This window comes from Serratia sp. 3ACOL1 (assembly GCF_003668775.1).
Classification (GTDB): domain Bacteria; phylum Pseudomonadota; class Gammaproteobacteria; order Enterobacterales; family Enterobacteriaceae; genus Chania; species Chania fonticola.
In genome coordinates, this window is the sequence record NZ_CP033055.1 from 3,677,668 (window position 1) to 3,698,652 (window position 20,985).

Genomic DNA, 20,985 nt, shown 5'->3' on the forward strand with positions numbered 1-20,985 from the left:
TTACCTTAATGCGCCTTCTGCAGTTCGCCGTTCATCTCTTCCGGCCGATGTTGGTAGTTGAAAGACAGGGCAAAAATCACCCCCAGCACCAGCGTATAGGCGGCAAACACCAGCCATATACTCTGCCAATCTTTCACCCCGTTATGGGTGAAGAAGTCCACGACCTCGCCGCTGGCGATGGCTCCAACGTAAGCCCCTGCCCCGTTAACCATGGTCATAAACAGCCCCTGAGCGCTGGCACGGATGCGGTGGTCGGTTTCCTTTTCCACAAAGATGGCGCCGGAAATATTGAAGAAATCAAACGCGCAGCCATAAACGATCATTGAAAGCAGAAGCAGCAGGAAGCCGAACCCGGCAGGAGTACCGTAGGCCAGGAACAGGAAACGCAACGTCCAGGCCGCCATGCTGATCAGCATCACCTGCTTGATGCCGTATCTACGCAGGAAGAACGGGATGGTGAGGATGAAAAACACCTCTGAGATTTGCGACAGTGAGAGCAGCACCGAAGGATAGCGTACGCTGAGGCTGTCTTGATACAGCGGATTAAGAGAGAAATCGTGCAGGAACGGGTTGCCGAAGGTATTGGTGATTTGCAGCGCCGCCCCCAGCAACATGGCAAACAGGAAGAACACCGCCATGCGCTTTTGCTTGAACAGCACGAACGCATCCAGCCCCAACATGCTGACCCAGCTTTGCGAGCGTTTCACCTTGTTGGTCGGGCAATTTGGCAACGTCAGGGAGTAGACTGCCAATAGCAGCGACACCGCGGAAGCCAGATACAGTTGCATATTGCTCAATTCAATGCGGCTGAAGCTGATCAACCACATCGCCAGAATAAAGCCTACGGTGCCATAAACCCGCACCGGCGGGAAATCCTTGACCGTATCAAAACCGTGCTTTTCCAGACAGAAGTAAGAAATGGCGTTGGAAAGCGCCATGGTGGGCATATAGACCATCGCGTTGAACAGCATGACCCAGAACATCACCATCGGCTGATCGACCTGTGCGGCGTAGTACAACGCCACCGCCCCCAGCAGATGACACAGGCCATACAGACGGTTGGCCTTGATCCAACGATCGGCAATGATCCCTGCCAAGCTTGGCATGATCAGCGCGGCGATCCCTTTCGAACTGTACACCATGCCTACCTGCGCCCCGCTGAAGTGCAGGGTGTTGATCATGTAGGATCCCAACGTCACCAACCAGGCGCCCCAGATAAAGAACTGGAGAAAGATCATCACCTTCAATCGTGTTTTTATTGCCATTACCATCACCTATTGTTGTGATTTACGCGGCAAGGTAGGGCTTGCCGCGGGGTAGTCGGATGGAAATAAGAATTACAGCGTTTTGAAGAACTCTCGGATCAGGCGCATAAAGTCGTCTGCCGCCAGCGCAGCGCAGCTCAGCGTCTGCTCATGGGAAAGCGGCGTATCGGATAACCCTTCGGCATAGTTGGTCATCGCCGAGACCACCAGCACTTTCAGGCCGCAGTGCCGGGCCGAAAGCACTTCGGGCACGATCGACATCCCCACCACGTCACAGCCCAGCGTCTGCATCATGCGGATCTCGGCCGGGGTTTCAAAGTTCGGGCCGGTGTAGGCGGCAAATACCCCTTCTGCCAGTGGGATACCGGCCTTGGCCGCTACCGCCGCCAGTTGCGCACGCAGGTCACGATCGTAGGCGTTAGCCAGGCTGAAGAAGCGTGGACCAAAACGCTCGTCGTTAGCCCCCACCAGCGGGGATTCCGGCATAAAGTTGATGTGGTCGGTCAGTGCCACCAGGCTACCCGGAGCTACCGATTTACGCAGTGAACCAGCGGCATTGGTCGCCAACAGGAATTCACAGCCCAGCAGTTTGAAGGTGCGCACGGCGGTGGTCATCACCTGCATGCCACGGCCCTCATAGAAATGCCCGCGTCCTTTCATGCACAGCACCGGCACGTCCTCCAGCCAGCCCGCCACCAGTTGCCCTGCGTGGCCCACTACGCCGCTCACCGGGAAACCTGGTAATTCGGTATAGTCGATGGTTACGGCGTCGGTCATTACGTCTGCCAGCGCCCCCAGTCCCGATCCCAGAATCAATGCAGCACGGGGTTGAAAGCCTGGTAGTCTGGTCCGCAGCACGTCGGCACAAGAAAAAGCATCGTCTTGATTAAACATAGTATTCTCTTCTGTAGGGGGTTAATCCCCATAGTAGAGAGCGACAGCGGGTGGCGACCAATACATTGTTGCCCGCTGATTTATTCTGTTTACCTATAAATACCCTGCATCGGGAGGCCCGAAAAAAACCATGAAAAAGCCACTACCCGACCCTAGCCGGATCAACTTTCGCCTGCTGCACTATTTCCGCGTGGTGGCAGAGGAGATGAACTTTACCCAAGCCGCACAGCGGCTGAACATGTCCCAACCGCCGCTCAGCAAACATATCAAAGAGCTGGAAAGCCAGCTGGGGGTGGAGCTGTTCAAACGTACCACCCGCTCCATGGCGCTGACGCAGGCTGGCCGCACGCTGTTCCATAACGTCGAAACGTTGCTGGATCAGGCAGGCAATGCGCTCAATCAGGTGCAGCAACTGGGCCGTGGCGAGGCCGGCCATATGGTAATTGGCATGGTAGGCACGTCGGTCTGGGGCGGTTTGATCCCGGCACTGAAACGCTTTACCGGGCAGGAAGAGAAAGTCACCTGGACATTGAATGAACAAACTCCCAGCCAGCAGATCGTCTCATTGCAGAAGCGACATATCGATATCGGGGTCTGGCGTGAGGCAAAACAACAGGCGCTGCCGGGGCTGGCCTGTCAATTATTAGCGCGGGAGAAGATCTCGGTGGTGCTGCCGACGGGGCATCCACTGGCTACGGGGGAAGAAATCCCACTACAAGCCCTAGAGCATGACAAATTTATCGTGCTGCCGCCCAACGAGGCCAGCCTAGGACTGTATCTGCACAACCTGTGTCTGCAGCATGGCTTTGCGCCAGACATCGTCCATCAGGTCAATGAGCCGCAGACCTTGATGGCGCTGGTGGCGGAAGGTTTTGGCATCACGTTACTGCCGGACAGCTATGGGCGCATACCGTGGCCCGGCGTGCGTTTCTGCCCGTTGCAGGCGGCCCCTTCGGCGGATCTGTATGCGATCTACCACGCCGAAAGTGCCACACCGGTGGTGAAGGCGTTCTTGAAAATGCTGCGAACGCCCGGGGCTGTTTAAGCGGAAGCCTGAACCACAAACTGGCCGGTCGAACCGCGATCGGCCATTTCCAGCGTCTGGCTGTAGAACAGGAACGGGAAGTGCTCCGAGGAAACCTGGTTGAAGTACACCAGCAGCTCCACGTCGCCGTCGACCCAGACGGTATCCTTCCAGCCGCGATCTTCCGCCATCGGCTGTGCGCCATTGACGCGTTTCACCAGGAACTGCACGCCCTGGATGTGGAACGCCTGCGGCGTATCGGCATGAATGGTCCAACGCTCCCAGGTACCCTGCATCGTTTGTACGTCGATGCGGTTCATGTCCCAGATAGCCCCGTTGATGCCAGCCATCTTATCTCCCAGACGGAATTCACGCGAGCGGCTGACGTTACCATCCAGCAGTTGATCCGCCAGCAGGCGCATCGGCAGATTGTCGGTGACCAGCGGCAACAGGCCCGTCGGTTTCAACGTCAGTACCTGGGTAGAAACCAGCATGCTGGAAGGTTCAAACAGGCCGCGCAAACGATCCATGATCCCTGCCGCTTCACCGGCGGTTAGGGTCACTTCAGCCCCCTGCGACATGTCGATCAGCACTTCGCGGCGCTCACCTGGAGCCAGAGAAAGTTGCTGTACCGCGACCGGTGCAGGCAGGAACCCTTGATCGCTGGCGATCACGTTGATCGGCCGCCCATCACTCAGCTGCAACGAATAGCGCCGTGAGTTTGAGGCGTTCAGCAGGCGCAGGCGAACCCAGCCACGTGAGACTTCGATAAACGGGTTCTGCACGCCGTTGACCAACAACGTATCGCCAATAAAGCCCCCCTGCGCCGGAGGATCGTATTCCGGCGTACCGAAGTTATCCAGGCGCTTGTCCTGAATGATCAGCGGGAAATCATCGACGCCATAATGGTTCGGCAACGGCAGGTTTTTACTGATTTCATCCTCGACCAGCCATAGGCCAGCCAGGCCGTTGTAGACGTGCGGCGCCATACGGTTCGGCGTGTTGGCGTGATACCAGCAGGTGGCCGCAGCCTGACGAATAGGGATCACTGGCGACCAGTCAACGTTGGGCGACATCATGCGCGGCGCACCGCCCATCAGGGTACCTGGCACCTGCAACCCGCTGATGGTCATCGATACCGGCTCGGGCAGGCGGTTGCTGTAGATCAGTTTGACGTCGTCACCGTTGTAGACCCGCACCGTCGGCCCCAGATACATGCCGTTAACCCCCCAGACGGACGCTTTACGGTTGTCCATAAAGGCCCAATGGGCACGTTGCAGGGTTAAAAACAGCGGCTGGCCACGGCGGGATTCCAGCAGTGGCGGGATCGGTAACGGAGTTGGCATCCCGCTCGCTTCAGCCCTCAGCGGCACCGTTCCCGCGCATAGCGCCAAGCCCGATGCTTGAATAAACTGACGTCGACTGAGTGACATATCTTCTCCATGAAAACAAAGCTGAACCTTGTGCAAAGCCCCGCTAAAGCGGGGCATAAACGGCATGAGGCCGTATGAAAATAGCTTACTGCGTTCTATTATTTTTTGGCGGCGTCTAACTTGGCGACTTCCGCATCCAACTGGTCAATCTTCGCCTTCATCAGCTCGCGACAATGGGCCGCCAGCTCACGCACCTGTTCTTTACTGTAATGACTGGTATCGACAGGTTCCAGCATCTCCACAATCACATGGCCGTTGTTCCAACGGTTCAGCTTGATCTTGTCGGTAGAAGAAACACAGATCGGCACAATCGGCACACCGGCCGCGATCGCCGCGTGGAACGCACCGGTTTTAAACGGCAGTAAACCACGGCCACGGCTGCGGGTTCCTTCAGGGAACATCCAGATCGAGATGTCCTGTTTCTTGAAGGCATCCACCACCTGAGCAATGGTGCCATGGGCTTTAGCGCGGTTATCCCGGTCGATCAGCAGGTTACCGGTCAACCAGTAAAGCTGGCCGAAAAACGGGATCCACACCAGGCTTTTTTTGCCCACGGTCACGGTGCGTGGCTGTACCGCATTAGAAACCGTCACCATGTCGTAGTTGTTCTGATGGTTGGCAATGTAAATACATTTGCCGTTATTGTCCGCGCTAGCAGGCTTACGGAGTTCAACCTTGATGCCGAACACTGTCGACAGGCGACCAAACAGATGGCCAAAGGTCGCTACATGGCGGGGGTTACGCGGGCTGAACAAGCAGTAAAGCGAACCGAAAAAACTCACCAACAGGCAATAGACCGTGACAATGATCGCACGTAATATCAATAACATAACAACCTCATTAGCACACTGCCAACCCGGCCGCTGAGCGGCAGGGAAGATTTCTTTTTGTATGAGGAGCGCAGGCGGAAGAACGCGCGGCGCTTCTAAGTTCTCTATTTTCCCGCCAGCCAGCGATCGGCACAATAAATTTATAGCCGGAAAAATTAACTAACTTAAAAAAACATCAGGATAAAAAAGCCTGAACGAGCGAAGCATGCAGCTAAGCGGGCGCAGCGTGCAGCGCCCCTAGTAGGAATACCCGAGATCGCATGGGCGCAATTTATTGCACCCATGCAGGGTATATCACCGCTTTACTCTTCGCTGTCACCCAACGATTCGCGCTCTGGCATATCCACCTCAACCCGATCGATACGCTGCAGGCCACGTGGCAACAACGTACCTTTACGGCCACGCTCGGCGCGGAATTTCTGCAGATCTTCCGGGCGCAGTTTCAGCTTGCGCTTGCCCACGTGCAGGGTGATCGAGGTCTGCGGCGGCAATACGAACAGCCAGGCCAGTTTATCTTCCCCGCTGGCGGCCTGCGCCGACGGTATCGAGATAATCTTGTTGCCCTTGCCCTTCGACAGCTGTGGCAGATCGGCGACCGGGAACATCAACATACGGCCAGCGGTGCTGATTGACAGCAGCATATCGTCGCTGCCGTGGATTTCCATCGGCGGCAGTGCCTTGGCGTTGTCCGGCAGGGTGATCATCACCTTACCGGCGCGGTTGCGTGCGACCAGATCGTTGAAGGTACACACGAAGCCGTAGCCAGCATCGGAGGCCATCAGCAGCTTCTGATCGTCCGCAGCCATCAGCACCTGCTCGATGGTAGCACCTGGCGGTGGCGTCAGCTTACCGGTTAACGGTTCACCCTGGCCACGTGCCGAAGGCAACGTCAGCGGATCGAGCGCGTAGCTGCGGCCAGTCGAGTCGATGAACACCACCGGCTGGTTAGTCTTGCCGCGTGCGGCGGCAAGGAAGCTATCCCCGGCCTTGTAACTCAGGCCGCTCGGATCGATATCGTGGCCCTTGGCGCTACGCACCCAGCCCATTTGCGACAGCACAATCGTCACCGGCTCGGAAGGCACAAAATCGTGCTCGCTCATGGCCTTGGCTTCTTCACGTTCGGTCAACGGTGAGCGACGATCGTCGCCATAAGCCTGCGCATCGGCCTGGATTTCTTTCTTGATCAGGTTGTTCAGCTTGCGCTCGGAAGCCAGCAACGCCTGCAGATGATCGCGCTCTTTTGCCAGCTCATCCTGCTCGCCGCGGATCTTCACTTCTTCCAGCTTGGCCAAATGGCGCAGCTTCAGCTCGAGGATCGCTTCGGCCTGAGTATCTGAGATGCCAAACCGCTGCATCAACACCGGCTTTGGCTCATCTTCGCTGCGAATGATGTGGATCACTTCGTCGATATTGAGGAACGCAACCAGCAAACCTTCCAGGATGTGCAGCCGTTTGAGCACTTTTTCCAGGCGGTAATTCAGGCGGCGGCGCACCGTATCACGGCGGAAGACCAGCCATTCGGAAAGGATCTCCACCAGCCCTTTAACCTGCGGGCGGTTGTCCAGACCGATCATGTTCATGTTGATGCGGTAGCTGCGCTCCAGATCGGTGGTGGCAAACAGGTGGTTCATCACCTGATCCAGATCGATACGGTTAGAGCGCGGCACAATCACCAGACGGGTCGGGTTTTCGTGGTCGGATTCATCGCGCAGGTCTTCCACCATCGGCAGCTTTTTGGCGCGCATCTGGCTGGCGATTTGCTCCAGCACTTTGGCACCGGAAACCTGGTGCGGTAAGGCGGTGATCACCGCGCTACCGTCTTCTTTCTTCCAGATGGCACGCATGCGTACCGAGCCACGGCCATTCTGGTAAATTTTGCGGATCTCTTCGCGCGGGGTAATAATTTCCGCTTCCGTCGGGAAGTCCGGCCCCTGCACAAACTCCAGCAAATCGTCGAGCGATGAGCCTGGCTTGTCGATCAGGGCTACCGCCGCGGCGGCAATTTCACGCACGTTATGCGGTGGAATATCCGTTGCCATCCCTACCGCGATACCGGTTGTCCCGTTGAGCAGGATGTTCGGCAGGCGTGCAGGCAGCATCTTCGGTTCTTGCATGGTGCCGTCGAAGTTGGGCACCCAGTCCGTGGTGCCCTGGCCCAACTCGCCCAGCAGCACTTCGGCATATTTCGACAGGCGCGATTCGGTATAACGCATCGCGGCGAAAGATTTAGGGTCATCCGGTGCCCCCCAGTTCCCTTGACCATCTACCAGCGGGTAGCGGTAAGAGAAGGGTTGCGCCATCAGCACCATAGCTTCATAACAGGCGCTATCACCATGCGGATGATACTTACCCAACACGTCACCGACGGTACGGGCAGATTTTTTGAATTTGGCGTTGTTGCTAAGCCCCAGCTCCGACATGGCATAGATAATGCGGCGCTGTACCGGCTTTAAACCATCGCCGATATACGGCAGCGCCCGATCCATGATGACGTACATGGAATAGTTCAGATAGGCGTTTTCAGTGAATGTGTGCAGCGGTAGACGCTCAACACCGTCATGAGTCAGTTCGCTCATTACTCAGATATCCTCAGACGACAAAGGGTCGATTCTGCCCGCGATAGTAACCCATCTGCGGGGTGGCTGTCACAGATGCTGCGTGGATTGGCCATTGATGCTGGCGATCGCCCCGCTTTATGCGAAATTTCGCCATCAGCGGCCGCCTTTATTGACTCACAGTCAACACTGTTGTGCGCTAGATCGCATTTTTCCCTGCTTCAGGAAGGATTACACTCCGTTTCAACGATATGCCTCACGGCCATCACATTCTACATTCTGACAGGAACCCAGCATCCATGAGCAATATCCTGATTATTAACGCCAAGAAGCAATTCGGCCACTCCAACGGTGAGCTGAACCAGACCCTGAGCGACGTAGCAGAAAGTTTCCTGCGCGATGCCAAGCACGATGTACAGGTCACCGTAGTCGATGACGGCTATGATATCGAAGCCGAAGTGCAGAAGTACCTGTGGGCCGATACGGTGATTTACCAGATGCCAGGCTGGTGGATGGGCGAGCCCTGGATCCTGAAAAAATACCTCGACGAAGTGTTCACCGCTGGCCACGGCAGCCTGTATGCCAGCGATGGTCGCACCCGTTCCGATGCCAGCAAAAAATACGGTTCTGGCGGGCTGATCCAAGGCAAGACCTACATGCTGAGCTTGACCTGGAATGCCCCGTTGGAAGCCTTTACCGATCCCGACCAGTTCTTCCACGGTGTGGGCGTAGACGGCGTTTATCTGCACTTCCACAAGGCCAACCAGTTTCTGGGGATGGAAGCACTGCCGACCTTCATCTGCAATGACGTCATCAAACAGCCGGATATCGCCAACGATATCGCACGTTTGCGCGCACATCTGGGCGAAGTGTTTGCTTAACTGTGATGGGTTTTATAAATCATACCGTTAACCAGTGAGGCCGTAATGATCACCGTAATTGCAGAAATCAGAACCAGACCGGGTCATCGTGAAAGCGTCTTAAAAGCGATTGAAAAGCTGTTGCCAGCGGTGTTGGCAGAAGAAGGCTGTGGCGGCTATCAGCCGATGATCGATGCCGATACCCAGGCACCTTGGCAGAAGCGTTCGCCGGATTCGATCTTTATGTTGGAGAAGTGGCAGAGCCAGGCGCATCTGGAACAGCACCTGCAGATGGATCACATGCTCAAGCACCGGGAAACCATCAAGGACAGCGTGCTGGACACGACCATTTATGTGCTGGATAACCCCTCACCCTAACCCTCTCCCACAGGGAGAGGGGACCGATCGAGTTGGACTGAAAGCATAGTGATTCTCCATGAACGCTGGCTGACTCACCTAGGTGAAGGGGCAATCGAGTTTGTTGATTGCGCTGCGTAATACTCTATATTTCTTGCTCTTACGCCCTACTTTCCGAAGTGGCACGGGCCTATCACGCGCTCCGTATCAGCCCCCTCTCCCTGTGGGCTGTCTCTTATACACAACTCGGCATCTTACTGTTTTTTATGGGAATTATTTCAAGCGAATCAATAGGGCACTCGGAAAAATTCTCTTTAAAATCAGCCTGCTATGTTTCTCAAATTACGGCCATTTGACCGCAACTTGAGATGTGTATAAGAGACAGCCCTGTGGGAGAGGGCTGGGGTGAGGGCAACAGACATCTCCGCTCTACAGGCTCTGTGCATCGGTGATATGCGCGCTGACATAGTCCAGAAAACAGGTGATCCGTGCGGCCAACTGGGCATTGCGATAATACACCGCGTTAATCGGCTGGCGGACATCCAACGTTTCTGCCGCCAGCAACTGAACCAGACGCCCTTCCCGCTGATCTTCCCGCGTCATAAAATCGGCCAATTGAGCGATCCCTTCCCCTCGTAGCGCCAGTTGCCGCAGCGTTTCGCCGCTGGAGGCCGATAGCGTTGGGGTAATGGCAAAGCGCTCCGCCTGCCGATAGCGCAACGGCCACAGGTTGAGCGACTCGGGCTGTGTAAAGCCCAGCAGACTATGGTGATTTAGCTCTTCGACACTCTGCGGTGCTCCAAAGCGGGCAATATAATCTGGGCTGGCAAGGATGCGTAACCGGCTCGCCCCCAGCAGGCGCGCGTGAATAGTGGAGTCTCGCAATGCGCCAATACGAATGGCGATATCGGTGCGTTTCTCCAGCAGATCGATAATCAGGTTATCGGTGTTCAGCTCCAGCTCAATCTGTGGGAAACGTTGGCGGAAACCGGCGACCAGCGGCACGATCACATGTTCCATAAAGGGCGCGGCAGCGTTGACCCGTAGCCTGCCTGCGGGGTTCAGACGACGTAGCGCCATCTGTTCCTCAGCATGTTCCACCGAGTTGATAATTTCCCGCGCATGGGCCAGAAAGCTCTGCCCCTCTTCGGTCAATTCCAGACGACGTGTGGTGCGGCGCAGTAAGGTAGTATCGAGTTTTTTTTCCAGACGGCTCAGCGCCCGGCTGATGCCAGAGGTAGTTTGGCCAAGCTGCTCGGCGGCGGCAGTGATTGAACCGCTGTCGACCACGGAGGTATAAGCCAAGAGTTCTTCGAGGGTGATTTTCATGCATTCCGCCCTGGGTTATCGGGCGCAGCACGCAGTGCGCCAGGGATGGCACAGTGTAAAAACTTGGGGCCGCGGTTGCGGCCCCACAGGCATCAGACTGAAAGCTCGGCGGTATCGCCCTTGTCTTGCAGCCAGTTGCGGCGGTCTTCCGAACGCTTCTTCGCCAACAGCATGTCCATAATGGCCATGGTCTGATCGGTATTCTCGTCATCGATGGTCAACTGCACCAGACGGCGAGTGTTGGGATCGAGCGTCGTTTCACGCAGTTGCAGCGGGTTCATCTCACCCAGCCCTTTAAAGCGCTGTACGTTCGGCTTGCCCTTCTTACGCTTCAACTGCTCCAGCACGCCGGCTTTCTCTTCCTCGTCGAGGGCGTAATAGACTTCTTTACCCAGGTCGATACGGTATAGCGGTGGCATCGCAACGTGCACATGGCCACCCTTTACCAGCGAACGGAAGTGGCGGACAAATAGCGCACAAAGCAGCGTGGCGATGTGCAGGCCGTCGGAGTCCGCATCCGCCAGGATACAGATTTTGCCGTAGCGCAGTTGGCTGAGATCTTCGCTGTCGGGATCGATGCCGATCGCCACGGAGATATCATGCACTTCCTGCGAGGCCAACACTTCGTCTGAGGACACTTCCCAGGTGTTGAGGATCTTGCCCTTCAGCGGCATGATCGCCTGATATTCGCGATCGCGCGCCTGCTTGGCCGAGCCGCCCGCCGAGTCCCCTTCCACCAGGAACAGTTCGGTCATGCTCAGATCCTGCGAGGTGCAGTCCGCCAGCTTGCCCGGTAACGCAGGCCCGCTGGTCAGCTTCTTGCGCACCACTTTCTTCGCCGCACGCAGGCGACGTTGAGCGCTGGAGATCGCCAGTTCGGCCAGTTGCTCGGCCGCCTGGACGTTCTGATTCAGCCACAGGCTGAAGGCATCTTTCACCACGCCGGAAACAAACGCCGCGCACTGACGGGAAGAGAGCCGCTCTTTGGTCTGGCCCGCGAATTGCGGATCCTGCATTTTCACCGACAGCACGTAGGCACAGCGGTCCCAGATATCTTCCGCAGACAGCTTCACGCCGCGCGGCAGGATATTGCGGAATTCACAGAACTCACGCATCGCATCCAGCAGCCCTTGGCGCAGGCCGTTGACGTGCGTACCACCCTGCATGGTTGGGATCAGGTTGACGTAGCTCTCCGTCAGCAGTTCCCCGCCCTCCGGCAGCCACAGCAACGCCCAGTCCACTGCTTCTGTATCACCGGCAAAATTGCCGACAAACGCCTTTTCCGGCAGGGTGATCAGGCCGTTCACCGCTTCCATCAGGTAGTCGGTCAGGCCGTCCTGGTAGCACCAGCGCTGCTCGGTATTGTTCAGCTTGTCGATAAAGTAGATTTCAACACCGGGGCACAGCACCGCTTTGGCTTTCAGCAGGTGCGACAGGCGGGAAACCGAGAAGCGCGGGCTGTCGAAGAACTGCTCGTCAGGCCAGAAGTGAATGCTGGTACCGGTGTTGCGCTTGCCGCAGCTACCGGTTACCGCCAAATCCTGCACCTTGTCGCCGTTCTCAAAAGCGATGCTATAGACGTTACCGTCGCGCTTGACGTTGACTTCCACCCGTTTGGACAGGGCGTTAACCACCGAAATCCCCACGCCGTGCAGGCCGCCGGAGAACTGGTAGTTCTTGTTGGAGAATTTACCGCCCGCGTGCAGACGACACATGATCAACTCAACCGCCGGTACGCCTTCTTCAGGGTGGATATCCACCGGCATGCCGCGGCCGTCGTCGATCACTTCCAGTGACTGATCGGCGTGCAGGATCACGTCGATACGCTTGGCATGGCCCGCCAACGCTTCATCGACGCTGTTATCTATCACCTCTTGGCCGAGGTGGTTCGGACGCGTCGTGTCGGTATACATACCGGGACGACGGCGCACTGGTTCTAGACCGCTGAGTACTTCAATGGCATCAGCGTTATAGCTGGATTGAGTCATCGTTGATTATTTTTTCGTGGTTGAGGGAAGGTGCCGAAATCGGCCGCTGCCTGTTCAGTATATCTGTGATAGCTGAAGTTGCTGCGGCGTCATAGCCCTAAAAAATCCACAATCTGGGGGAAGTAGTGCTCGAAACCGACGAAAGCGTGGTTTCCGCCCGACTCCACCGTTTGCCGGCAGGCGGTGTAATAAGCCACTGCCTGACCGTAATCGAGAATTTCATCGCCCGTTTGCTGTAGCAACCAGATTAAATCCGGCGACTCCAAGGGATCGACCTGCATCACTTTCAGATCATAAACGTGGCGTGACTCTAACACATATTGCTGCCCGGTGTAGGGGTTCTCGTTGCGCCCCAGATAGTCGATCAGCAGCTCATACGGCTTCACCGCAGGGTTTACCACTACCGCTGGCAACGCAAAACACTGCGATAACCAGGTGGCATAATAGCCGCCCAACGAGGAGCCTACCACGCCCATCGTCTGGCCTGCCCGCGCCATCACCAGATCTTCCAGCATTTCTGCCGCCTCCGCCGGGTAAGGCGGCAACTGCGGTACCAGCATGTCGATATTGGGATGATGTTCCGCCAGCCAGGCTTTGAAAGCCGTGGCCTTGGCCGAAAGCGGCGAGCTGTTGAAACCGTGCAGGTAAAGTAAGGTTGAAGGCATCAGTAGCCGTCCGAATCCATGTCGGGGCGGAAGTCATCGTTTTCCAGCCGGAATACCTGGGTTTCCACCCGGCCATCCGGCAACAGGTCGAGATAGCGCCAACCTGGGGAAACGTCGTCGATCGTAAAATTGGTGCAGTGCGGCTTGAATTGCACGCAGGTGGACGGCGTGGCCAACAGCCGACGTCCGTGCCAGCCCAGATCCAATTCCTGGTGGATATGCCCGCACAGCAGGGTATTCACTTTCGGATAGCGCCACAGCATGGCCGCCAGCGTATGCGGGTTACGCAAACTGTGTTGATCAAGCCAGGTGCAGCCGGAAGGCAACGGATGGTGATGCAGTAATAGCAGCGTATAACGCTCAGGGTAAGCCTCCAGGCAACGCTCCATCCACTCCAACTGGTATTCGCTCAGCTCGCCGTGCGGTACGCCAAACACCTGGCTATCCAGCAATAGCACCTGCCAGTTGTCCCCCAGCAGCACCTGCTTGGAAGGCGAGATACCGGCAGCGGCCAGTGCATCTACCATCGCAGGCTGAAAATCGTGGTTCCCCGGCAGCCAGACACAGGGCGCGGGCAAACGGGTGATGCCATCGGCAAAGTGCCGGTATGCCGCCTGGGAATGATCCTGCGCCAGATCGCCGGTTGCCACGATCAGATCGCACTCACGCTGCTGCGCGATCACCGCATCCAGCACTGCGTGATAGCTGGCATAGGTATTTATGCCAAGCAAGGTCTCATGCTTGCCAGCAAACAGGTGGGTATCAGTTATTTGTAGGATCCTGACCTTGGCCCCACTCGCCACGGGCAGTCTAAACAGGCTTTCCAAATGGTGTCCTTTGTTATCTCATTCTGCCTAACAAGCCGGAACCGCCATTGCTCCATGCGCTAAACAGTAGCGCAACCAATCAGCAAGAAACTGGTTAATTTGATGCTTTTCGTCGCGTTGATGCAACTTTTTGTTCGGATAATCATAACGCGCTTTAAACCGATAGATCTGCTGACTTGAACACACTTCCGCAACCATCGCGTCGTGGTACAGCCTCACCGTCATCGCAGGCAGGCTCCAGTAGCTGACCGCAGGCGCAGTCTGCTCAATCTGCACCAGCGTGGTATAACGGGTAGATTCAACAATAGTCAGACGATAGTGGGCGCCATTCACCTGATAAGTGACGGTTTCATCGACTTCGTCGTTACGCGGCATCAAACGCCGCAATTGCGCGAAGTTGGTTTCACACAATCTCATCATTTCGGGGAAGTCAGGGGTATAGCGCTTTTGCATTTAGTTGGCCCATTCTGCTTTAAGCGATTCATGGTGCAACGCCAGCCACTGCAATGCAATCACTGATGCGGCATTATCAATCGCGCCTTCTTCAACCCAGCGGTAAGCCTGTTCGCGGCTGACCACGTGGACACGGATATCTTCATGCTCTTCGGGCAATCCGTGGATCCCTTCGGCCGTCAGGGCGTCAACCTCGCCGACCATAATAGACAGGCGTTCGCTGGTGCCACCAGGGCTGGCAAGATAGCTCAGCACCGGCTTGCAACGCCCGACCACCACCCCAGCCTCTTCCAATGCTTCGCGGCGGCATACGTCTTCAACGCTTTCTCCCGTTTCGATCATACCCGCAACCATTTCCAGCAGCCAAGGAGAAGCTGAACTATCAATGGCCGGGATCCGCAGTTGTTCAACCAACACCACTTCGTCCCTGATGGGATCATAGGGTAGCAACACCGCCGCATGGCCGCGCTCAAAAACTTCGCGGGTGACCTCACCGCTCATCTCACCGTTGAACAAACGATGGCGAAAGCGATATAAGTCGAGTGAAAAAAAACCACGGTATAGCGTCTCACGTGCAATAATTTCTACATCATTTTTGTCGAAAGTAACGGGTGAAGGTTGCGAGCGGTTCATCTACGAATTCTCCTGTGTGATTATGCCGACAAAATAAAGGGATTTGATGACAGAAACGGCGGGATTATCTTCACCCGCTTTGTGTTAGATTGTGAACCATGATATCAGGTAGCGCCGATGCAAATAGCCCAGTGTCAGTAAACGTAGCGTACACCAAGGTAAAAGTTCTGTGAGATGGCACATTAAGCCACCCTCAGCGCTCGGCAGACTCTGCTAGAATTGGCAACTATTCGTCTATCGTCAGCGCTAACATAGCAATATTGCTGCACAACAAGGAATGCAAATGAAGAAACTGCTCCCCCTTCTTATTGGTCTGAGCCTCGCTGGCTTCAGCACCATGAGCCAGGCAGAGAACCTGTTGCAGGTTTACAAACAGGCCAGGGAAAGTAACCCAGATCTGCGTAAAACCGCTGCTGACCGTGATGCGGCGTTTGAAAAAATCAACGAAGCACGCAGCCCGTTGCTACCGCAGCTTGGCTTATCTGCCGGTTATACCTATAACAACGGCTTCCGCGATGCCAATGGGCTTGACAGCAACACCACCCAAGGCTCGCTGGCGCTGACCCAAACTATCTTTGATATGTCCAAATGGCGCGCGCTGACGCTGCAGGAAAAGGCCGCCGGTATTACCGATGTCACTTTCCAGACTTCATCCCAGAAATTGATCCTGGATACGGCTACCGCCTATTTCAACGTACTACAGGCGATCGATGCCCTGTCCTACACCCAGGCGAATAAACAAGCGGTTTACCGTACCTTGGATCAGACCACCCAACGTTTTAACGTAGGCTTGGTTGCCATTACCGACGTGCAGAACGCCCGTGCCAACTACGATACCGTGCTGGCCAACGAAGTGACCGCCCGTAACAACCTGGATAACGCGGTAGAATCGTTACGCCAAATCACTGGCACCTTCTACCCGGAACTGGCCTCGCTGGATACCAACAAGTTCAGCACCAAGCGCCCGGATGCCGTCAACAGTCTGTTGAAGGAAGCGGAAAGCCGCAACCTGAGCCTGCTGTCTGCCCGCCTGAGCCAGGATCTGGCCCGTGAGCAGATCAAATCGGCGCAAACCGGTTATATGCCAACGGTTGATTTAAATGCTTCTACCGGGATCACCAATTCCAAATACAGCGGTTCCAGAGCTAACACCGGGACTAGTGGCAACGACTCGATTAATGGCCAGAACCAGGTCGGCATCAGCGTTAGCGTGCCACTGTACAACGGCGGCGTAACCAACTCGCGTGTAGAACAGGCGCAGTACAACTTCGTCGGTGCCAGCGAGCAGTTGGAAAGCGCCCACCGCAGCGTGGTGCAAACCGTGCGTTCCTCCTTCAACAACGTTTCTGCGTCTATCAGCAGCATCAGCGCTTATAAACAAGCGGTGGTTTCTGCCCAGAGTTCTCTGGATGCGACCGAAGCCGGTTATGAAGTGGGTACCCGTACCATCGTTGACGTGTTGGATGCGACAACCACGCTATATAACGCCAAGCAACAGCTTTCCAATGCGCGTTATTCTTACCTGATCAACCAGTTGAACATCAAATCGGCGCTCGGCACGCTGAACGAAAACGATCTGATGATGCTGAACGGAGCACTAGGCAAGCCAATCTCCACCGCGCCAGACGTGGTAGCACCACCAACAGCGGCGCAAGATGCCTATGTTGACGGTTCCAGCACCACCAGACCGTAACCAGCCGCTTTGAGCTACCGAATAACGGGGCCCGGCATTTGCCGCGCCCCGTTTTTTTATCCAATAATCCCGCTTCTGCCCATCGCCTCACAGCCTCTGTAAATGGGTTAATGTTATGATTCGCTCCCTATTTGGGTTTACCTGCTGAACGGGATCTGATGGACAACGCTTCACTCTGGCAACGGTTGATCACCGAAGGCGCGTTACCGCCACAGCTGCGCCCCTCCCCGGCCATTTATGCCTCCTGGCTACGCTGCAGCCACCTGATGCAACCCGCCGTGTGGAAAGCCCCACATCGTGCCTTGGGCACCACCTTCGACTCGATCTGTCGGCGTAAGGATGATTTCATTACGCTCGGCCAGGCCGCGTTGGAAGATGCCTGGGAATATATGGAACAGCGCCACTGCGTGTTGCTGATCCTCGACGAAAGTGGCTGTACGCTGTGGCAATGCGGCAACAAGACGACCGGCGAACAGCTGCTCGAACTGGGTTTTGCGCCTGGTGCTTATTGGGCAGAAGGCGACATCGGCACCAATGCCCCTTCTCTGGCCGCATCCGAGGGCCATCCGGTACAGATCCATAGCGATGAACACGTGCGCCAGGCGCTACATGGCTGGTCATTCTGCGCCGCACCGGTGCATGACAATAGCGGCCGCCAGCGCGGTATGTTGGCTTTGGGTTGCCAGTTGGCCGATTGTAATGCAGGCGATCTTTCCCTGATCCTGGCGATCGCCCGGGAGATCGGCAATGCCCTGAACGCCGACGGCCTGCTGGCCGAATCCAACCGCCATCTCAATCAGCTCAACGGACTACTGGACAGCGTAGACGACGGCGTCTTGGCCTGGGATCACCGGGGCTATCTGCAATATATCAACCCGCGCGCCGCCGCTATGCTGAAGCTGCACGAACAGCAGAGCCAGGGCAAGCCGCTGGCACAGTTGCTGACGTTACCGGCCTTGCTTAACCGCGCCATCAGCCAACGCCAGCCGTTACAGCATGTGGAAGTCACCTTTGAAAGTCAGGGCCAGTTTATCGCCGCGTTGCTCACCCTCAAACCGATCGTGGACGGTGAGCACTGTAGCTTTATCGCCTTGCTGCACCCTCTGGAAAGGCTGCATCAGTACGTCAGCAGCCAGATCGGCCGGGTCAGCCATACCTTCGAACAGATGCCCTCAGGCACTCAGGAAATGCGCCGCCTGATCCGCTATGGCCAGCAGGCGGCGAAGGGCCATCACCCGATTTTGCTGTGTGGTGAAGAAGGGGTGGGGAAAGAGCTGGTCAGCCAGGCCATTCACAATGCCAGCGAACGTGCCGCCGGGCCTTATATCGCCTTAAACTGCCAGTTGCTGCCCGAGGCGCAAGGATTGAAGGAGCTGTTGGGCAGTGATGCCAACGAAGAACAGGCCGGCCAGCTCAGCAAGTTCGAACTGGCCAATGGCGGCACGCTGTATCTTGAACAGGTCGAATACCTGCCACTGGCCATGCAGTCCGCCCTGTTGCAGGTGCTAAAAACCGGCGTGGTGATGCGTATGGATTCCAGCCGCGTGATCCCGGTGAACGTCCGGGTGATCGCTACCAGCGCCGCCAACCTGCCGCTGTTGGTGCAACAGAACCGCTTCCGCCGCCAGCTGTTTTATAGCCTGCAGGCCTTCGAGATCCAAATTCCGCCGTTACGCCAGCGCCTCAGTGACATCCCTTTGCTGGTCCAGCATCATCTGCGCGCCCTGGAGCAACACTTCCAGTGCCGCTTCCGGGTAGACGACGAGGTAATGACCCAGCTTGGTCTGTACCTGTGGCCGGGTAACGATCTGGAACTGAAAGGGGTGATAGAGCGCGCCGCGATGATTTGCCACGGCCACCATATTCAACTGGCCGACCTACCCGCTCACTTGCTCAGCCATCAGCCGCTTGTGGAAAGCGACTCTCAACCGGCCATGCCACTGATGACGCTGGCGGAAATGGAGCTGCAGGCGATTATCCGCGTGGCCAACGTCAGCCACGGGCAGCTTAACGAGATGGCGCAGCTGCTGGGCATCAGCCGCACCACTCTGTGGCGTAAAGTCAAACAGCTGAATATCGATATCAGCCAGTTCAAGCTGCGGGGTTAATGGCTGAGCTGTAAGGTGCCACGCGCCGCATCCAGCATCGCTTTTTGGCCGCTGCGGGTCTTGCTCATACATTCGCTCATGCCGACTACCATCGGGATCCCCATCGCTTTGGCCAGGATCGCGGTGTGTGACAAGGCGTTGCCGCCGCTCAGGCAAATACCGAGTACCATACGCCGATCGAGCATCACGACGTCGGAGGGCATCAGTTCATCCATCACCAGGATCGCAGGTTCATTGAGCACGATCGCCGGGATAGGTTGCCGTGCCAGATGGCTCAGCGTACGGCGCAGCATGTCGCGCACATCCAGTTCCCGCGCCTGCAAATACTCATCATCCAGCGCCCGATATTCGGCGGCAATCTGCTCCAGCTCCTGCCGCCACGCCAGTTCCGCGCTGCATTGCTGTTGGGCGATACGGGTAAAGGCGGCCTGTTGCAGGTCGGGATCGTCTAGCAGCATGCTGTGCGCCCCAAAGATCGCCGCCTGCGGTTTACCAATCAGGTTGCCAGTGCGATCGGCCAGCTTGTTCAGATCGTCTAACGTCTGCTGCAATGCGATACGCAGGCGCTGCTGTTCATTGAGCACGTCATCGGCCCCTAGCTGGCGTTCTTCCGTTTGCGGCCAGAAGCTCGACACCTGGAATATCGGACCACTGCTGACGCTTTCCTCCACGGGGATACCGTGCAGCGAAGGCAGTTGCTGCTCAGATACGGTTTCACCAAAATGCTGCTCTGCCAACGCCTTGAAAGCCGCCAGCGCTTCATCGGCCTGGGCACCATCTGCAATCAGACGGATTGTGTCACCGTGGCGAACCTGCAACAAAGCCAGCTGATTCAGGCTGCGCGGGTTGGCACATTGGCCATGCTTTTCCAGCACCAGTTCCGCAGCAAAAGGAGCCAGAACCTCTGCCAGACGCGCCGCCGGGCGAGCGTGCAACCCGTGTGGATTCTGTACCGTCCAACTCAGGCTTTTTCCCTGACTCAGCGGTAAATTGAGTGGTTTGCTGGCGGGTATCTCCTCACCAAGCTGTGCCTGCTTGGCCTGCAGGGCTCCTTGCGCCTCTGCCAGCACCTGCTCCAGGCTACCGCCCGCGTTAGCCGCTACGACCGCCGCCAACGTGCCTTCCACCAGCGGTGCCGCACACAGCACCACCTTGGCCGCCACCTCTGGGTCGAGTAACTCAAGCGCGGTTTCTGCACTCAATAATGCGCTGCCGAGATCCATCAGCACCACGATCCCTTCTCCGTCCGCCACGGATTCGATCGCTTCCATCACTTTTACCGCATCCGTGCCGATCGGGTGGAGCTCATCATCGACCCCCGCCGCCAGCACCAGTTTGCACCCCTCGCCGCGCATCATCTGGCGGGCGAGTTGCTCAACACCCTGCGCCAATTGTGCACTGTGCGAAACCACGACGATGTTGATCATCCTGCCTCCTCGACCACCTGGGCCAGGGTTTTTATCATCAGCATCACGGAGGTTGCGCCCGGATCCTGATGGCCGATGCTGCGTTCGCCCAAATAGCTGGCGCGCCCTTTACGGGCCTGCATCACGATGGTGGCCTGTGCGGCCTGCTCCGCCCGAACGGCGGCCTGTTGTAGCGCCTGGGTCACGCTGAGCTGCTGCTGTAGCGACTCGCCCAGGCTTGCAACGACCGGCCCCCAGACATCACACATGGTTTTATCACCCGGCTCTGCCTTGCCACGCATCGCTACGCCTTCCGCGCCTTCCTGGATCACCTGTTTCAACTCCGCCAGATCCAGGCTCTGCTTGGCGTTGGCTGCCTGAGCCGCACGGATGAAGAAGGTGCCGAACAGCGGACCACTGGCACCACCAACGCTGGAGAGCAGCGTCATACCGGTGTTTTTGAGAATAAAGCCGATGTCCTTGTCCGCGACCGAAGGCAGCTTTTCTACCACCTTGCTAAAGCCACGGTTCATATTCAGGCCGTGGTCGCCATCGCCGATATCGCTATCCAACTGAGTCAAGAAATCACGCTCGCGGGTAAAGACCTCACCACAACGCATCAACCACTCAACGACCTGCTGTTTGCTTAATGTCATGTTTCCTCC

18 protein-coding genes are annotated in these 20,985 nt (G+C 56.7%); 5 read left to right on the forward strand and 13 right to left on the reverse strand.

Annotation, left to right across the window (positions count from 1 at the left end; translation table 11 throughout):
- Nucleotides 1–5 precede the first annotated feature (5 nt).
- Nucleotides 6–1,265 carry a nucleoside permease gene (locus D9980_RS16515; protein WP_071682095.1) on the reverse strand — a complete coding sequence of 420 codons (1,260 nt, stop codon included), beginning with the start codon at nt 1,263–1,265 and terminating at the stop codon, nt 6–8.
- A gap of 72 nt (nt 1,266–1,337) precedes the next feature.
- Nucleotides 1,338–2,159 (reverse strand): xanthosine phosphorylase, encoded by an 822-nt coding sequence (xapA, locus tag D9980_RS16520; RefSeq protein WP_121607878.1) that lies wholly within the window; start codon nt 2,157–2,159, stop codon nt 1,338–1,340.
- A gap of 130 nt (nt 2,160–2,289) precedes the next feature.
- Between xapA and D9980_RS16525 the strand changes: the two genes are divergently transcribed.
- On the forward strand, nt 2,290–3,204 hold the full coding sequence (locus D9980_RS16525) for a LysR family transcriptional regulator (RefSeq protein WP_037411332.1): 915 nt from the start codon (nt 2,290–2,292) through the stop codon (nt 3,202–3,204).
- Here the strand turns inward: D9980_RS16525 and ftsP are convergent.
- The 3 genes from ftsP to parC form a co-directional block, all read right to left on the reverse strand.
- Nucleotides 3,201–4,616, reverse strand: coding sequence for a cell division protein FtsP (ftsP, locus tag D9980_RS16530; protein ID WP_021179523.1), 1,416 nt, complete (start codon nt 4,614–4,616; stop codon nt 3,201–3,203). The genes D9980_RS16525 and ftsP overlap by 4 nt on opposite strands.
- Nucleotides 4,617–4,714: 98 nt before the next feature.
- Entirely contained in the window at nt 4,715–5,446 is a 732-nt protein-coding gene (locus D9980_RS16535; protein ID WP_121607879.1) for a 1-acylglycerol-3-phosphate O-acyltransferase, read from the reverse strand.
- Nucleotides 5,447–5,748: 302 nt separating this feature from the next.
- Nucleotides 5,749–8,022, reverse strand: coding sequence for a DNA topoisomerase IV subunit A (gene parC / locus D9980_RS16540; protein WP_024483024.1), 2,274 nt, complete (start codon nt 8,020–8,022; stop codon nt 5,749–5,751).
- A gap of 278 nt (nt 8,023–8,300) precedes the next feature.
- Between parC and D9980_RS16545 the strand changes: the two genes are divergently transcribed.
- Together D9980_RS16545 and D9980_RS16550 are read left to right on the forward strand one after the other, a co-directional pair.
- A complete protein-coding gene (locus tag D9980_RS16545) occupies nt 8,301–8,882 on the forward strand; it encodes an NAD(P)H-dependent oxidoreductase (RefSeq protein WP_024483025.1) in 582 nt (193 codons plus the stop codon).
- Nucleotides 8,883–8,927: 45 nt separating this feature from the next.
- Nucleotides 8,928–9,239: a putative quinol monooxygenase gene (locus D9980_RS16550; protein WP_024483026.1), complete on the forward strand. Its 312-nt coding sequence runs from the start codon at nt 8,928–8,930 to the stop codon at nt 9,237–9,239.
- A 408-nt stretch (nt 9,240–9,647) separates the two neighbouring features.
- Here the strand turns inward: D9980_RS16550 and D9980_RS16555 are convergent, their stop codons facing one another.
- The 6 genes from D9980_RS16555 to nudF form a co-directional block, all read right to left on the reverse strand.
- Complete coding sequence (locus D9980_RS16555) at nt 9,648–10,547, reverse strand: LysR family transcriptional regulator (RefSeq protein WP_121607880.1); 900 nt, start codon at nt 10,545–10,547, stop codon at nt 9,648–9,650.
- Nucleotides 10,548–10,639: 92 nt separating this feature from the next.
- Nucleotides 10,640–12,535 (reverse strand): DNA topoisomerase IV subunit B, encoded by a 1,896-nt coding sequence (gene parE / locus D9980_RS16560; protein WP_021179517.1) that lies wholly within the window; start codon nt 12,533–12,535, stop codon nt 10,640–10,642.
- A gap of 89 nt (nt 12,536–12,624) precedes the next feature.
- The gene (gene yqiA / locus D9980_RS16565; RefSeq protein WP_121607881.1) at nt 12,625–13,200 is read right to left on the reverse strand and encodes an esterase YqiA; all 576 of its coding nucleotides are present in this window, start codon (nt 13,198–13,200) and stop codon (nt 12,625–12,627) included.
- Complete coding sequence (cpdA, locus tag D9980_RS16570; RefSeq protein WP_024483030.1) at nt 13,200–14,027, reverse strand: 3',5'-cyclic-AMP phosphodiesterase; 828 nt, start codon at nt 14,025–14,027, stop codon at nt 13,200–13,202. Before cpdA ends, yqiA begins: the two co-directional genes overlap by 1 nt.
- A 27-nt stretch (nt 14,028–14,054) precedes the next feature.
- Nucleotides 14,055–14,480 carry a DUF1249 family protein gene (locus tag D9980_RS16575; protein WP_021179514.1) on the reverse strand — a complete coding sequence of 142 codons (426 nt, stop codon included), beginning with the start codon at nt 14,478–14,480 and terminating at the stop codon, nt 14,055–14,057.
- Nucleotides 14,481–15,113 carry an ADP-ribose diphosphatase gene (gene nudF, locus D9980_RS16580; RefSeq protein WP_021179513.1) on the reverse strand — a complete coding sequence of 211 codons (633 nt, stop codon included), beginning with the start codon at nt 15,111–15,113 and terminating at the stop codon, nt 14,481–14,483.
- A gap of 283 nt (nt 15,114–15,396) precedes the next feature.
- On the opposite strand from nudF, the gene tolC reads away from it, so the two are divergent.
- Nucleotides 15,397–16,806, forward strand: a complete 1,410-nt coding sequence (gene tolC, locus D9980_RS16585; RefSeq protein WP_046808021.1) for an outer membrane channel protein TolC — start codon at nt 15,397–15,399, stop codon at nt 16,804–16,806.
- A gap of 158 nt (nt 16,807–16,964) precedes the next feature.
- Nucleotides 16,965–18,914: a dihydroxyacetone kinase operon transcriptional regulator DhaR gene (gene dhaR, locus D9980_RS16590; protein WP_121607882.1), complete on the forward strand. Its 1,950-nt coding sequence runs from the start codon at nt 16,965–16,967 to the stop codon at nt 18,912–18,914.
- On the opposite strand, the gene dhaM is transcribed toward dhaR, so the two are convergent.
- Nucleotides 18,911–20,341, reverse strand: coding sequence for a dihydroxyacetone kinase phosphoryl donor subunit DhaM (gene dhaM / locus D9980_RS16595; RefSeq protein ID WP_121607883.1), 1,431 nt, complete (start codon nt 20,339–20,341; stop codon nt 18,911–18,913). The genes dhaR and dhaM overlap by 4 nt on opposite strands.
- Nucleotides 20,338–20,976 carry a dihydroxyacetone kinase subunit DhaL gene (dhaL, locus tag D9980_RS16600; RefSeq protein ID WP_098929767.1) on the reverse strand — a complete coding sequence of 213 codons (639 nt, stop codon included), beginning with the start codon at nt 20,974–20,976 and terminating at the stop codon, nt 20,338–20,340. Before dhaL ends, dhaM begins: the two co-directional genes overlap by 4 nt.
- Nucleotides 20,977–20,985: the final 9 nt, after the last annotated feature.

Bases quoted from the DNA above. Each gene is read 5' to 3' on its own strand.
- dhaL (WP_098929767.1), bottom strand. From the start codon at position 20,976: ATGACATTAAGCAAACAGCAGGTCGTTGAGTGGTTGATGCGTTGTGGT.
- parE (WP_021179517.1), bottom strand. From the start codon at position 12,535: ATGACTCAATCCAGCTATAACGCTGATGCCATTGAAGTACTCAGCGGT.
- nudF (WP_021179513.1), bottom strand. From the start codon at position 15,113: ATGAACCGCTCGCAACCTTCACCCGTTACTTTCGACAAAAATGATGTA.
- D9980_RS16535 (WP_121607879.1), bottom strand. From the start codon at position 5,446: ATGTTATTGATATTACGTGCGATCATTGTCACGGTCTATTGCCTGTTG.
- yqiA (WP_121607881.1), bottom strand. From the start codon at position 13,200: ATGCCTTCAACCTTACTTTACCTGCACGGTTTCAACAGCTCGCCGCTT.
- D9980_RS16555 (WP_121607880.1), bottom strand. From the start codon at position 10,547: ATGAAAATCACCCTCGAAGAACTCTTGGCTTATACCTCCGTGGTCGAC.
- xapA (WP_121607878.1), bottom strand. From the start codon at position 2,159: ATGTTTAATCAAGACGATGCTTTTTCTTGTGCCGACGTGCTGCGGACC.
- D9980_RS16550 (WP_024483026.1), top strand. From the start codon at position 8,928: ATGATCACCGTAATTGCAGAAATCAGAACCAGACCGGGTCATCGTGAA.
- D9980_RS16515 (WP_071682095.1), bottom strand. From the start codon at position 1,265: ATGGCAATAAAAACACGATTGAAGGTGATGATCTTTCTCCAGTTCTTT.
- dhaM (WP_121607883.1), bottom strand. From the start codon at position 20,341: ATGATCAACATCGTCGTGGTTTCGCACAGTGCACAATTGGCGCAGGGT.
- dhaR (WP_121607882.1), top strand. From the start codon at position 16,965: ATGGACAACGCTTCACTCTGGCAACGGTTGATCACCGAAGGCGCGTTA.
- tolC (WP_046808021.1), top strand. From the start codon at position 15,397: ATGAAGAAACTGCTCCCCCTTCTTATTGGTCTGAGCCTCGCTGGCTTC.
- parC (WP_024483024.1), bottom strand. From the start codon at position 8,022: ATGAGCGAACTGACTCATGACGGTGTTGAGCGTCTACCGCTGCACACA.
- D9980_RS16525 (WP_037411332.1), top strand. From the start codon at position 2,290: ATGAAAAAGCCACTACCCGACCCTAGCCGGATCAACTTTCGCCTGCTG.
- D9980_RS16545 (WP_024483025.1), top strand. From the start codon at position 8,301: ATGAGCAATATCCTGATTATTAACGCCAAGAAGCAATTCGGCCACTCC.
- D9980_RS16575 (WP_021179514.1), bottom strand. From the start codon at position 14,480: ATGCAAAAGCGCTATACCCCTGACTTCCCCGAAATGATGAGATTGTGT.
- ftsP (WP_021179523.1), bottom strand. From the start codon at position 4,616: ATGTCACTCAGTCGACGTCAGTTTATTCAAGCATCGGGCTTGGCGCTA.